Annotated in this window: 12 protein-coding genes; all 12 read left to right on the plus strand. The window is 37.7% G+C overall.

What is annotated here, in order from left to right; all coding sequences use genetic code 11:
• Window positions 1-189: 189 nt before the first annotated feature.
• The 12 genes from EPJ90_RS04080 to xerA all read left to right on the plus strand — a co-directional run bounded on the left by EPJ90_RS04080 (window position 190) and on the right by xerA (window position 13,388).
• Entirely contained in the window at window positions 190-1,929 is a 1,740-nt protein-coding gene (locus EPJ90_RS04080) for a septation ring formation regulator EzrA (protein ID WP_200542701.1), read from the plus strand.
• Window positions 1,910-3,058: a cysteine desulfurase family protein gene (locus EPJ90_RS04085; RefSeq protein ID WP_161636725.1), complete on the plus strand. Its 1,149-nt coding sequence runs from the start codon at window positions 1,910-1,912 to the stop codon at window positions 3,056-3,058. The genes EPJ90_RS04080 and EPJ90_RS04085 overlap by 20 nt, the downstream gene beginning before the upstream one ends.
• Window positions 3,045-4,247 carry a tRNA uracil 4-sulfurtransferase ThiI gene (thiI, locus tag EPJ90_RS04090; RefSeq protein ID WP_161636652.1) on the plus strand — a complete coding sequence of 401 codons (1,203 nt, stop codon included), beginning with the start codon at window positions 3,045-3,047 and terminating at the stop codon, window positions 4,245-4,247. The genes EPJ90_RS04085 and thiI overlap by 14 nt, the downstream gene beginning before the upstream one ends.
• A gap of 9 nt (window positions 4,248-4,256) precedes the next feature.
• Window positions 4,257-5,552, plus strand: coding sequence for a signal recognition particle protein (ffh, locus tag EPJ90_RS04095; protein WP_200542702.1), 1,296 nt, complete (start codon window positions 4,257-4,259; stop codon window positions 5,550-5,552).
• A gap of 231 nt (window positions 5,553-5,783) precedes the next feature.
• Window positions 5,784-6,131 (plus strand): 50S ribosomal protein L19, encoded by a 348-nt coding sequence (gene rplS / locus EPJ90_RS04100; protein ID WP_003773145.1) that lies wholly within the window; start codon window positions 5,784-5,786, stop codon window positions 6,129-6,131.
• Window positions 6,132-6,180: 49 nt separating this feature from the next.
• Window positions 6,181-6,741, plus strand: a complete 561-nt coding sequence (gene lepB, locus EPJ90_RS04105) for a signal peptidase I (RefSeq protein ID WP_125164714.1) — start codon at window positions 6,181-6,183, stop codon at window positions 6,739-6,741.
• 12 nt (window positions 6,742-6,753) lie between these two features.
• Window positions 6,754-7,587, plus strand: a complete 834-nt coding sequence (gene ylqF, locus EPJ90_RS04110) for a ribosome biogenesis GTPase YlqF (RefSeq protein WP_200542703.1) — start codon at window positions 6,754-6,756, stop codon at window positions 7,585-7,587.
• Window positions 7,572-8,186, plus strand: a complete 615-nt coding sequence (locus EPJ90_RS04115) for a ribonuclease HII (protein ID WP_125164712.1) — start codon at window positions 7,572-7,574, stop codon at window positions 8,184-8,186. The genes ylqF and EPJ90_RS04115 overlap by 16 nt, the downstream gene beginning before the upstream one ends.
• Window positions 8,187-8,226: 40 nt before the next feature.
• Window positions 8,227-8,955 (plus strand): DNA-processing protein DprA, encoded by a 729-nt coding sequence (gene dprA / locus EPJ90_RS04120; protein ID WP_200542704.1) that lies wholly within the window; start codon window positions 8,227-8,229, stop codon window positions 8,953-8,955.
• A gap of 17 nt (window positions 8,956-8,972) precedes the next feature.
• Window positions 8,973-11,027, plus strand: a complete 2,055-nt coding sequence (gene topA, locus EPJ90_RS04125; RefSeq protein WP_161636649.1) for a type I DNA topoisomerase — start codon at window positions 8,973-8,975, stop codon at window positions 11,025-11,027.
• 122 nt (window positions 11,028-11,149) lie between these two features.
• Window positions 11,150-12,439 (plus strand): methylenetetrahydrofolate--tRNA-(uracil(54)-C(5))-methyltransferase (FADH(2)-oxidizing) TrmFO, encoded by a 1,290-nt coding sequence (trmFO, locus tag EPJ90_RS04130; protein ID WP_161636648.1) that lies wholly within the window; start codon window positions 11,150-11,152, stop codon window positions 12,437-12,439.
• Between the two features lie 58 nt (window positions 12,440-12,497).
• Window positions 12,498-13,388: a site-specific tyrosine recombinase/integron integrase gene (gene xerA, locus EPJ90_RS04135; protein WP_161636647.1), complete on the plus strand. Its 891-nt coding sequence runs from the start codon at window positions 12,498-12,500 to the stop codon at window positions 13,386-13,388.
• Window positions 13,389-13,769 lie beyond the last annotated feature (381 nt).

Consider the following 13,769-nt stretch of genomic DNA (forward strand, 5'->3'; position numbering starts at 1 on the left):
TATAATCGTTTCCCTGTACAGCGTAGGTACTTTGATTCCTGCCGCGGGATAAACACGTGGCTAATAACTTTGCGTGCTGCACTAAAAATATGACGCTTATATAATATACCTAAATTGAGGTGAAAAGTCAACGAAACACATTTAAGAACTAAGCTATCTATGGTACAATAAATTCAACGAGGTGAACGTATGAATTTTCAGATGATATTAAAGTTTATGAATGACTACAAATATATAATTGCTGTTGTCCTAGTGCTGTTAATCATTGGGGTTTTTGTCTACATACGTATGGCTAAAAAACGTCGATTGAATAAAGCCTTTGAAACCTTAGAGGTGCGATACAACGAGCTCATGAGTATTCCTGTGTTGTTCAAAATAAACAAAGCAAATGGGTTGGCTAAATTAAACCCGGATGTTGAGAAAAAAGTTTCAGAGTGCAAGGCGGAGTTTAGTGAGATCAATGCACGTCAAGAAGAAATTTCAGATGCACTTGCAGATTCTGAAGATGCACTTGCATTTGGGAAACTAAAAGAAGCTTCAAAACACTTAACACGTTTGGATGTATTGATTACTGAATCCATGGAACAGACGGTTTCCCTAAATGATAATCTCGAAACGTTACTCGAGCAAGAAACACGTCAACGCATGGAGATTACAACATTAAAAGATCGATTTAGAGAATTGAAAAAAAATGCGATTGAAAATACATCGGGATTGGGGGATGCATTCCCGACAATTGAAGATCAAATTAAAGAAATTGAACAAAACTTTTCGGTTTTTGAAGAATGGATGTATGCATCTGATTTCATGAAAGCTCAGGAAATCAGTGAAGAGACACGTGCTTCAATTGATAATCTAGAAATTAAAATTACAGAGATTCCCAAACTTTATGAGCACGCTAAAGGATTAATTCCACAATTGCTGGATGAAGTCTCAAAACTTTATCAAGGTGTTCGTCAGAACGGAGTTTTTGTAGAGCATCTTGAAGTTCCTAAAAACATTGGTGTTTTAAGTGAGATCCTTAAAGATGACTTGATTAATATTGGTCAAGGCGAAATTGAAAAGTCACGGACGAGTCTTAAGGAAAGTCAAAAGCGACTTGAACAACTTGCCCTCTCAATTCAAAAAGAAGACAAAGCACAACGTGAGGTTGATGCGTTAAGTGAAGAAGTGTTTGAGAACTTAGAGTTTCTTGTGGATAGCATCAGTAAGATGTGCAAGGATGCACATAAAGTTGAGACGCGTTTTAATTTCGACGGGTATACTGAAAATGTTGGCGTATTCTCACAACGCATTCAAGAATTTAGTGAATCCGGTGTGAAGGTTTCAAGAATGATCGAGGAAGAAAAAATCCCGGCCTCAACGATTCTTATTTCGCTGCAAGAACTTGGTCAAGATGTTTCAATGCTTAAAGATGAGTATCTTGCCATGAATGAAAAAGTAGAACGTGCGAATGCAGATGAAGTGCGCGCAACGAAGCAATTACTTAAGCTCCATCTTATCATTAATGATGTTCAAGTAAGAATTCAAAAACGTTCATTGCCTTCGATTTCCGATAAATATGCTTCGGATTTAGAACGTGCTTATAAATATACTGATCAAGTGAAAGAAATGCTAGGTCAAGATGTAATCGATGTTAAACTCTTAAACGCTACAGTTGATGAGGCAATCGATTATATCTACAAACTACACAACAACGTCAATAACTTGGTGGGTGTAGTCGACATGTGTGAAAATGCAATTGTTTATGCAAACAAATTTAGAGCTTTTGTTCCCGATATCGATGCCGAATTAACCCGTGCAGAGTTATCCTTCAATAGTGGTGATTATACACAGAGTTTGACTACAATCATTAATTCTATTGATCGATATAGACCGAATACGGCTTATGAGGAGATGATTCGTGACAATGCAAAAAGCGCACGATAAACCAATTTATTTAGATTATTCAAGTACAACACCGACGCGTCCAGAAATTTTGAAGGATGCGTTGGTGATTATGGAAAAATATTACGAAAATGCTGATTCACTTCATTATGGTGGCCAGCGTGTGTCTGATCTTGTAGTGCAATCTCGTGATGCATTAGCAAAAATGCTTGGTGTACTCCCTCATGAGATTTTTTTCACGTCTGGAGCCAGTGAATCAAACAGTACTGCAATTAAGGGAATTGCCCTTGCAAACCGTCATCGTGGTAAACATATCATCACAACATGTGTTGAACACAGCTCCGTCATGGGTGCTGTGCAACAATTAAAAGATGAATTTGGATTTGAAGTTGATTATCTCAGTGTTGATACAAAAGGATGTATCTCACTTGATGAATTGAAGCAAAAACTTCGAAAAGATACAGTTCTTGTCACAGTTATGGCTGTTAACAATGAAGTTGGAAGTATTACTGATGTTCAAGAAGTGGCGCGTATAACGAAAAAATATTCGAGTGCGTATGTTCATATTGACGGTGTTCAAGCGCTCGCTCGCCATGATTTCCCCATGAAACAAATTGATAGTGTTTCTTATTCTGCACATAAAATTTATGGTTTGAAGGGGAGTGGATTGCTCGTTAAAAAAGCAAATGTTAAGTGTTTGTCACTGATTAATGGGGGACAGCAAGAAGGTGGATTGCGTGGAGGAACTTTAGATAATGTTTCCGCAATTTTGTGGGCGAAAACACTCCGATTGGCAGTTGAGGACCACAAACGCTCATTTAATGATATAATACGCATGAATAAATTTTTATACGATACTTTCGATGGAATGGAAAACATCCACATTAACTCAGATATTCACGGTTCACCGTATATCTTTAACATGTCAGTTTTAAATGTTGGATCGGAAATAATGATGAATGGCTTAAATGCAAAAGGCATATACGTATCAGCACAGAGTACGTGTAATTCGAAGTCGTTGGAACCTTCTCATGTATTAAAAGCCATGGGCTGTGATGAAACATGCGCACTTACAAGTGTTCGCATCAGTTTATCACACCTAACGACAATGGAAGAACTCGAAAAAGTTTGTGAAACAATATTGGAGATAAAAAATTATGTACAACACTAACTATGAATTTATTGTTTGCCGTTATGGTGAACTTTCAACAAAAGGGAAAAACCGACGTAATTTTACGGCACAATTGGTGCGTAATGTTCGTTCGCAATTGGTAGCATTTCCGAATCTAACGTATCGTGAGACATACGATCGTCTGTATATTACTTTAAATGGAGAAGATGGATTGGCTGTTAGTGATGAACTGCGCCATGTGTTTGGTTTAAGTTCCTTTTCACTTGCAGTTAAAGTTGAGCGAGATTTGGATGTTATTGCGAATGTCGCTGCAGAAATGATTCAAAAAGAAGAAGGCAAATCGACGTTTAAAGTGATTGCTCGTCGTCATGACAAATCCTATGAACATATTTCTGACGTTATTAATCGCCATGTTGCAACCAAAATCTTACAAACAACAGAATTCAAAGTGGATGTTCGTAAGCCGGATGTGGGGATTATCATTGAAGTTCGAAGTGACTCAGCATATATCATGATGGGGCGCGTTGAAGGTGCTGGTGGATATCCAGTAGGGATTCAAGGTAAAGTTATGGTGATGCTTTCGGGGGGAATTGATTCGCCGGTCGCTGCTTACTTGATGATGAAGCGTGGGGTTCGTATTGAAGCAATCCACTTTGCATCACCGCCATACACTTCTGACGAGGCGCAAAAGAAAGTTATGGACCTTGCCCAACAACTTACAAATTACCAAGATCACATTCGTATTAATGTAGTACCTTTTACTGATGTTCAACTGGAAATTTATAAAAAAGTTCCAGAGAGTTATGCCATTACGATGATGCGTCGTTTCATGCTTCGTATTGCGGAACGTCTTGCATTCCGTCGTAATTGTCTTGCAATTGCCAATGGTGAAAGTCTTGGTCAAGTTGCATCACAAACACTACATAGTATGAAAGAAATCACAAATATTGGGACATTACCGATCTTACGCCCTCTCATTACTTATGATAAGGTAGAGATAATTGACCTCGCACGTAAGATTGATACCTATGAAACATCAATATTGCCATTTGAAGATTGCTGTACAATCTTTACACCGAAAAACCCTACAACAAAACCGCATGGGGACAAGATTTTACGTTTTGAAGAGGGACTTGATATTGATGCGCTGGTTGATGAAGCAATTAAAAACATCGAAGTAGTAGAAGTTACAAAGAAAAAACAAGAAGATACACCATCGTTCTTATAGGAGGAAGTTATGGCATTCGATAATTTAACAAACCGATTACAAGATACATTTAGAAATATGACCGGAAAGGGGAAACTTTCCGAAAAAAATATTACCGATGCATTAAGTGAGATTCGAATTTCACTTTTAGAAGCAGATGTAAGTTTAGAAGTAATTAATGAACTGTTAGAACATACGCGCAGCGAAGCGCTTGGAATGAAAGTGACGCGCGATGTTGAACCTTCACAAATGTTTGTCAAGATTGTGAATGACAAATTAATTGAGATTTTAGGTGAAGAAAAATCCGAACTTAGCTTTAATCAAAAACCCGGAATTTTAATGATGGTTGGTTTGCAAGGTTCAGGGAAAACAACGACAATTGCGAAAATTGCAAACAAGCTCAACAAAGAAGGAAAAAAAGTCTTGTTGGTTGCCGCAGACTTAGCGCGTCCTGCTGCAATTGAACAGCTGAAAATCCTGGGAACACAAATCGGTGTGGAAGTATATGCGCAAGAAAACAGCACCCCAGTTGAGGTGGTAAAAAATGCGCTTGCACACGGTAAGGATTTCGATCTTATTCTCATTGATACTGCAGGTCGATTACAAATTGATGAAGCATTAATGCAACAACTTGTCGATATTCAATCGCTAACAAAACCAGATGAAATTCTATTAAGTGTTGATGCAATGAGTGGTCAAGATGTTATTCATGTTGCGAATGGATTTAAAGAAAAACTCAACATTACAGGTCTTGTTGCTACTAAATTTGATGGTGATTCGCGTGGTGGTTCAATTCTCTCAGTACGATACATGACTCAAGTTCCCGTAAAGTTTGTTGGGGTTGGGGAAGGTATTGATGAGTTGGATGAGTTTTATCCAGATCGTACCGCTTCTCGTATTTTAGGGATGGGTGATATCGTAAGTCTTGTAGAAAAAGCGCAAGAAAAAATGGATATCGAAGCTTCTGAACGTTCAGCGGAACGCATGATGAAGGGTCAATTTACACTTGATGATATGCTTATTCAATTACAACAAGTTTCAAAAATGGGTCCATTATCAGGTCTAATGAAAATGATGCCAGGAGCGAATCAATTAGCAGGTCAAATTGATGACGCAGATGCATCAAGTACAATGAAAAAAACTGAGGCAATGATTCTAAGTATGACTCCGGAAGAACGTAACAATCCTAAAATTATTCGTTCTACACGCAAGCGTCGTATTGCTGAAGGATCGGGTACCTCTACAACAGACGTGAACCGTCTTTTAAGCCAATACGAAAAAATGCAGAAGCAAATGAAGATGCTCTCTCGTTTTATGGGTAAATAGAAACGTCTTATAAACTATATTTAAAAGAATCTCAAAGATAATCTCATTTCAAATTGACAATGTCAGAGATTTCAAAATATTGATAAGAGCAATGTTTAAAGCCTAGAAAAATTTTACTTGATTATTTAAGCTGTTTATGATAAATTATATAGGCTTAAAGCACTCTGGTTCCGCTGTTGGAATCATTATGAACCAGTTTTAACATATATAGACAGAAAAAGGAGAATTACTATGTCATTAGCATTAGTACAAGAAATTACAAAGTCACAATTACGTAACGACATTCCTGAATTCCGTCCTGGATGTACAGTACGCGTAGACGTTAAAATCCAAGAAGGTGGAAAAACACGTATTCAAGCATTTGAAGGTGTTGTTATTAAAACTCAAGGAACAGGTATTTCAGAATCATTTACAGTTCGTAAAATGTCATCAGGAATTGGTGTGGAACGTACATTCCCAATCAACTCACCTATTATTGACAGCGTAACTGTATTACGTAAAGGTAAAGTACGTCGTTCAAAACTATACTACTTACGTGACCGTTCAGGTAAATCAGCACGTATTAAAGAAATTCGTTAGTATTAGCCGTATTTATACGGCTTTTTCTTTATTGTAGGGAGGGTATGAAATGAATAAAGGCGATGATAAGTTTTTAATTGCGGTTAAAGACTTTATTAAAAGTATGGTAATCAGTCTTGTTTTGGTTATTTTAGTAACGCAATTTATTGCGCGTCCTGTTCGGGTAGAAGGGTTATCCATGTACCCGAGTCTTAACGATAAAGAATTAGGCTTTTCAAATATTTTAAGCATGAAAATGAAAGATCCAGAGCGTTTTGATGTTCTTGTGCTCTATCTTGATTCACAGAAAAAACATATTGTGAAGCGTGTAATTGGTTTGCCAGGTGAAGTTGTGGAAATACGTGATGAAAAATTATATATCGATGGGAAAGAAGTTGAACAACCTTTCTTGGATACAGATTACGTACGTGAAATGACGTCGACAGGGAAAGAGTTTTCTCGCGATTTTGGTCCGATAACGGTGCCCGAAGGTGAGTATTTTATGCTAGGGGATAACCGTATTCGTTCAAGTGATTCTCGAGATTATGGAACCTTTAAACGTGAAGCAATTAAAAGTAAAGATGTCTTTGTCTTTATACCATTTAACAAAATAAGAACAGTAGGAAAATAGGAGCGTGATTTGATGTCACAGGTACATTGGTTTCCGGGTCATATGGCAAAAGCGATTCGCTTGATTGAAGAACAAATCAAAGTCGTTGATTTTGTCATCGAATGTCGTGACGCTCGTGCACCGATGTCGACTCGAAATCCTGTTTTGTCACGGTCAATTGGACAAAAGAAACGTCTTATTGTTTTGACAAAAAAAGATTTAGCGGACCCAAAACAGAGTGAAATGTGGGTTGAAAAGCTTGAATCGGAAGGTAATGTCGTACTTTTGGTGGATGTGATTAACGATCCCGTACGTAAAATGATTATTGAAAAGACGGATATCGTCTTAAAAGAGAAACGTGAACGCGATAAATGTCGTGGAATTCGTCCTCGAACCGCACGTGCATTAATTGTAGGTGTTCCAAATGTTGGGAAATCCAGTGTTATTAATAAAATCTCAGCCCGAAAGGCTGCAGGTGTTGAAAATAGACCGGGTGTTACCCAATCGTTAAAGCTTATTAAAGTAACCCAAGATCTTGAATTGGTTGATACACCCGGTGTGTTGTGGCCTAAATTTGAATCGGAGGAAATGGGGATTATTTGTGCTGTGATTGGCTCTGTAAAAGATACAGGATATCCAATGGCATTGGTTACAGATTATGCTCGTGATTACTATATTCAGTATAAACCTGAAGAGTTAAAGCGTCGTTATGAACTTGAATCCTTTGATAATTTTTATGACCAAGTGGGACGTTATCGCGGTCTTCTTGGTGAAGGTGGAACGGTGAACGACGATAAAACACGAGTCGCGTTTTTGAGTGATATTCAAAACGGTCGGATTGGACGCATTACATGGGATCGCTTATAGAAGAATTTGAAATCAATTACTGGGAGCAAGGAAAACTTGTTGTTGGGATTGATGAAGCAGGTAGAGGTCCAATGGCTGGTCCCTGTGTTGTTTCGGGTGTTATTTTCCCAAAAGGATTTTATGACGCTCGTATTAATGATTCTAAACAATTAAGTGAAAAACAACGCGATGCGTTGGTTTCCATTATTGAATCCAATGCATTATGGACATTTACAGAGATTATTCCAGTGGATGTCATCGACCGTGATAATATTTATCGAGCAACTCAAAATGCTATGAAAAAAATTGCTCTTGAGAGCAAAGCAGATATTGTGTTAACCGACGCCATGCCTTTAGATGACCTCACGGTTCCGTGTGAAGCAATCGTTAAAGGGGATGCACGTTCGCTTTCGATAGCTGCCGCAAGTATTTTGGCTAAAACGGTTCGAGATGGGCTCATGAAAGTTTATGACCTTGAGTTTCCAGAGTATGGTTTTGCGAAACACAAAGGATATGGGACGAAACAACATAAAGAAGCAATTCTCAAGTTTGGTCGTTGTCCCATTCATCGAAAATCTTTTCGATTTAAAGACGAGACACAAATATCGTTTGATATTTAGGTCTTGTTTTTTTTATTGCTTAACTAATAATGGTGATAATGTGAGAAATTACTTAAAAAATCTTGCAATCCATTTAAGAGGGGATTATTCTAGTATATGTCGTTTCATTCATGAGGGAAAAAGGGTTCCCTCATATGAATATCAAGGAAACTATATTTGTTATGGAGATCGAGATTATCCAAAGTGTTTTTATGAGTTGGACGATCCACCCTTCGTTATTTTTTATGAAGGGAATCTCTCGTTACTCCATAGCCGTTGTATTGCAGTAGTGGGTTCGAGAACTCCAAGTAAATACGCTCTAAGAATGACTGAATTATTTGTTCGTAATGTAAGGGAACACTATACCATTGTTTCGGGTCTGGCTTACGGCATTGATATCATGGCGCATCGGTGTGCACTTGATTTTCAATCGATAGCTGTGGTAGGGTGTGGTTTAGATATATGTTATCCATTTAAGCATCGCGAAGTTTTTGATGTTATGAAACAAAAGCATCTTGTGATTTCGGAGTATCCGATAGGTGTGCATCCACAAAAGCATTATTTTCCATTTCGAAATCGTTTGATTGCAGCTTTATCACAAAGCATCTATGTGATGAGTGCTTTAGCGCGAAGTGGGACGATGCATACGGTTAATGAAGCATTGAAATTAAATCGAAGGGTTGTATGTCTTCCTCATAATCTGGATGATATTTCAGGAGTCGGATGCAATCTTTTGATCCAGGAGGGAGCCGAGGTGTTGACAAACCTCGAAGATTTATCCAATATATAAACTAAGGAGTGTTGGCTATGAAAAATTTAGTAATTGTTGAGTCACCTTCAAAATCTAAAACAATTGAGAAGTATCTTGGTGAGGATTTTGAGGTTGTTTCTTCAAAAGGTCATATACGAGATTTAGCGACGACCGGTAAAGGCGGTCTGGGTGTTGATTTTGATAATGACTTTGAAGCAACTTATAAAATAAGTAAAGATAAGAAAGATGTTGTAAAAGAATTAAAAGCAAAAGCGAAGAAAGCGGATGCTGTTTATCTTGCAACTGACCCCGACCGTGAGGGAGAGGCAATTTCTTGGCATCTTGCGAATGAACTAGGCGTTGATCTCGATCAAGATAATCGTGTTGTTTTTAACGAGATTACAAAAGATGCTGTTTTAAGTGCATTTGAATCACCACGTCATATTGATATGAATTTGGTAAAATCACAGGAAACACGACGCATACTTGACCGAATTATTGGTTTTAAACTTTCAAAATTATTGCAAGCTAAAATTAAAAGTAAAAGCGCAGGTCGAGTGCAATCAGTTGCGTTAAAACTAATTGTAGATCGCGAAAAAGAGATTGATGCATTTACACCAGAAGAATACTGGTCTGTTCTCGCATTTTTTGAAAATGAGGGAAATATCATTGAGACAAGTGCAGAACGTTATAAAGGGAAGAAACTAAAACTTACGAATGAAGCAGAAGCACAAGCAGTATTGGATGCCTCACAAGGACCTTTTAAAATTACAAAGCTTGAGAAGAAGAAACGTAAGAAAGAATCAAAACTTCCTTTCATTACATCGACACTTCAACAAGAAGCATCGACACGTCTCGGTTTTCCTGCAAAGAAAACCATGCGTGTCGCTCAAAAGCTTTATGAAGGAATTCAGATGGGTGCAGATACAGAAGGTTTGATTACCTATATGCGTACGGATTCTACACGTCTTAGCAATGTGTTTGTGGATGACGCAAAGGCATTTATTGTAGAAGAATATGGTAAAGAATATTTAGGTAAATACCGTCAAGGTAAGAAAACTGAAAATACTCAGGATGCTCACGAGGCAATCCGACCAACAAGTATTTCGCGTCGCCCCGAAGCTGTGAAATCTTACCTGACCCCTGATGAATATAAATTATATCGTTTTATTTATTACCGAACACTTGCATCGCTTATGGCACCATCCATTTCCGATTCAGTAAGTGTTGTTTTCAGTCAAAATGATTATGATTTTAATGGTAGTGGATCGATTATGACATTTGACGGTTACTTAAGAGTATATGAATACGAAAAGACAACCGATAAGGTCATGGGTGAGTTGGATGAAGCAAAAGCTTATAATGCACAAAAAATTGAAAAGAACCAACACTTTACACAACCACCTGCACGCTATACAGAAGCGCGCTTGATCAAAGAATTGGAAGAATTGGGAATTGGTCGTCCAAGTACCTATTCAATGATTTTGGAAACGATCGTTTACCGAGCATATGCAACATTTGGTGCAGTTTCGGAAACATCTAAAACTAAAGTCTTTAAACCTACTGACCAAGGAATTCTTACAAACGAAAAACTTCAAGAACATTTTTCGGATATTATCAACGTTCATTACACCGCAAATATGGAAGATGAGCTTGATCGTATTGCGGAAGGTGAAGAAAACAATGTTGAAGCACTGCAACGATTTGTCGATAAATTTTATCCATTGCTTGAAGAAGCTGATGAAAAAATGGAAAAAATCGAAGTTGAGAAAGTTGGAGAGGTTTGTCCCGACTGTGGCGGTGAACTTGTTTACCGATTTGGACGTTTTGGGAAATTTATTGCATGTGGTAACTTCCCTGAGTGTCGATACAATCGTGCGCTGGATCAAGATAAACGTCCAGAGCCTGAGAAAACGGGCGAAATGTGTCCGGATTGTGGTGAACCTTTAGTAAAACGTAAGAGCCGTTACGGAACGTTCTTTGTAGGATGTTCAGGATTCCCTAAATGTCGATACATTCAACCCAATGAAAATGCTAAGAAACCAAAGACGAAAAAGCCGAAAGAAGCGTCAACGGAGCATGAACCATTAGGTGAAGAAATTAAAGATTAAATAAACGCTGACATCGCTTTTAAAATTATGGTGCATTAAACACGTTTGAAGGTGATGCATCGCGTATAATTTGAAGTGTATGTCAGTTTTCTTTGGCATAAATTAAGATAAGGATGGTAATTATGAAACAACCTCAAGTTAGAGTTATAGGGGCAGGATTAGCAGGAAGTGAAGCTGCTTATCAACTTGCGAAACGTGGATTTATTGTAGAACTTGTTGAGATGCGTCCGGTTAAAATGACGCCAGCTCATGTTACAGAACATTTTGCGGAACTCGTATGTTCAAATTCATTTCGTTCGGATGATTTAAATAACGCTGTTGGACTACTAAAAGAAGAAATGCGTCGTTTTGATAGTATTATTATGAAATCAGCGGATGAACATCGTTTACCAGCCGGTAGTGCGCTAGCCGTTGACCGTGTTGGTTTTAGTGAAAAGGTATCAGAAAAAATTTCGAAAATGGACAATATTATCATTTCAAATCGTGAAATGACGGAACTGGATGATTTGCCAACGATTGTTGCGACAGGTCCCCTTACATCTGATAATTTTTCAAAGTACTTAATGAATTATCTTGGACAATCAGAGATGTATTTTTATGATGCGATTGCACCGATTGTTTCTGTGGATGGCATTAATTTTGATATTGCCTATCGTAAATCACGTTATGACAAGGGTGATGGTCAGGATTATATAAACTGTCCAATGGATCGTGATCAATTTGAAGCATTCCATCGTGCTATTTTAGAAGCGGAAGAAGCTCCAATGCGCGATTTTGAAGATGTCAAAGTTTTTGAAGGGTGTATGCCCGTTGAAGTTATGGCTCGCCGTGGTATCAAAACCATGCTATTTGGTCCGTTAAAACCTGTTGGTTTGGAAAAACCAGATGGTACGCGCCCTTATGCTGTCGTACAATTACGTCAAGATAATGCTGCTGGATCACTGTATAATCTCGTAGGATTCCAAACGCGATTAAAATGGGGAGATCAAAAACGGATTATTCAAATGATACCAGGATTGGAAAATGCTGAAATTGTTCGCTATGGTGTGATGCACCGTAATACCTTCATTAAATCACCATTACTTCTCAACCATCACTATCAATCAAAAACGCAACCAACGCTTTTCTTTGCGGGACAAGTGAGTGGCGTGGAAGGGTATGTTGAATCGGCGGCCAGTGGACTTGTAGCGGCACTTAATATGGCTCAATTCCTTAAACAAGAACCGTTGATTGACTTACCTCAAGAAACAGTCATGGGTTCGATGGCTTATTATGTTTCACATGCGAATCCCTCACAATTCCAACCGATGAATGCAAACTTTGGAATTGTAGGCAATCGTTTAAAAGATCGTGAAGCAATGTCGGTTCGCAGTCTTGCACATATCGATAAGCTCGTTTCACAGTTTGGTTAAGACACTTCGGTGTCTTTTTTTCTTGAGATTAGCGTATAATAAAAAAAGAGGTGATTGAATGAAGACTGAAGATATTGTAATCGATTTTATGCGTCATATTGCGATAACCAATACGTCATCCGAGCATACAAATCTTGCATATGAACGTGATATTCGGCAATTTCTTGATTTTATTGAAGACATACCGTTAAAAGATGTAGGACGCTCGACAGCATACGATTACTTAAATATGCTTTATGATTCAAAACTGTCAAGTGCAAGTGTTGCACGTAAAATATCGACATTACGATCTTTCTATAAATTTCTGCAGGTCAATTACGGACTTGCAGACAATCCGTTTCAACAAATTAAGATTAAACGACAAGGAAGACATCTTCCCCATTTTCTCATGTACGATGAAATTGAAACACTACTCCTAAGTTGTGATGATTCTGTCTTAGGTGTGCGAAATCAGGTGATGATTGAATTGATGTACGCATGTGGTTTGCGGGTAAGTGAAGTTGTTGATTTACAGATTCATGATTTAGATCTCACAGAACGATCGTTACGGGTAATTGGTAAAGGAAATAAAGAACGTCAACTTTTTTTCTATGAATCATTGGTTCCTAAGCTTTGGTCGTATCTCAATGTATATCGGCCTCAAATTGCTAATAGTTCAAGATCACATGCTGTTTTTTTAAATCAAAGAGGAAATCCACTTACGCCACGCGGAATACAACACATTCTAGAGCACCAAGGTAAGACCGCAGGACTTCGGATGAAGTTGCATCCACATATGTTGCGACATAGCTTTGCGACGCATTTATTGGACAATGGTGCGAGTTTACGTGTTGTTCAAACGCTTTTGGGTCATGAATCTCTGAGTACAACGCAAATCTATACGCACGTTAGTATGCAAAAAGTTAAAGAAGTCTATGACGATGCGATTGAAAAAATACCAGTCACATAATCTTACATACTTCTGGTATATTTCTTACATATTATTTGTGTATGATTCAAGTGTAAGAAGAAACTCTTACACGTATGATTCCTCTTCTCCTTTATTCATATCCCCTTATGAATAACCAAAAATCATACATAATCTTTCCCCTTATAAATAAATAGAAAAAAAGAGAAGCTGATAATAGAGCTTTTCTTTTTTTGTGTTTAAGAATCTTATTGGTCTAAAATAAATAAATCTTGACTTGTTATGCTATTAAGGATATAAAGAGTATGTTATTTTAGTTTTACAATTATACAGGTTATACAAAATTAAGGTTGATTTTATAAAAAAACGAATCATCGAAAACATGAACGGTTTCGTTTGACATTCCAGTTTGTAATCTATATA

This window comes from Erysipelothrix sp. strain 2 (EsS2-7-Brazil) (assembly GCF_016617655.1).
Taxonomy (GTDB): domain Bacteria; phylum Bacillota_I; class Bacilli_A; order Erysipelotrichales; family Erysipelotrichaceae; genus Erysipelothrix; species Erysipelothrix piscisicarius.

Excerpts from the sequence above, each read along its gene's own strand:
- EPJ90_RS04080 (WP_200542701.1), top strand. The coding sequence starts at position 190 with ATGAATTTTCAGATGATATTAAAGTTTATGAATGACTACAAATATATA.
- EPJ90_RS04085 (WP_161636725.1), top strand. The coding sequence starts at position 1,910 with ATGCAAAAAGCGCACGATAAACCAATTTATTTAGATTATTCAAGTACA.
- thiI (WP_161636652.1), top strand. The coding sequence starts at position 3,045 with ATGTACAACACTAACTATGAATTTATTGTTTGCCGTTATGGTGAACTT.
- ffh (WP_200542702.1), top strand. The coding sequence starts at position 4,257 with ATGGCATTCGATAATTTAACAAACCGATTACAAGATACATTTAGAAAT.
- rplS (WP_003773145.1), top strand. The coding sequence starts at position 5,784 with ATGTCATTAGCATTAGTACAAGAAATTACAAAGTCACAATTACGTAAC.
- lepB (WP_125164714.1), top strand. The coding sequence starts at position 6,181 with ATGAATAAAGGCGATGATAAGTTTTTAATTGCGGTTAAAGACTTTATT.
- ylqF (WP_200542703.1), top strand. The coding sequence starts at position 6,754 with ATGTCACAGGTACATTGGTTTCCGGGTCATATGGCAAAAGCGATTCGC.
- EPJ90_RS04115 (WP_125164712.1), top strand. The coding sequence starts at position 7,572 with ATGGGATCGCTTATAGAAGAATTTGAAATCAATTACTGGGAGCAAGGA.
- topA (WP_161636649.1), top strand. The coding sequence starts at position 8,973 with ATGAAAAATTTAGTAATTGTTGAGTCACCTTCAAAATCTAAAACAATT.
- trmFO (WP_161636648.1), top strand. The coding sequence starts at position 11,150 with ATGAAACAACCTCAAGTTAGAGTTATAGGGGCAGGATTAGCAGGAAGT.
- xerA (WP_161636647.1), top strand. The coding sequence starts at position 12,498 with ATGAAGACTGAAGATATTGTAATCGATTTTATGCGTCATATTGCGATA.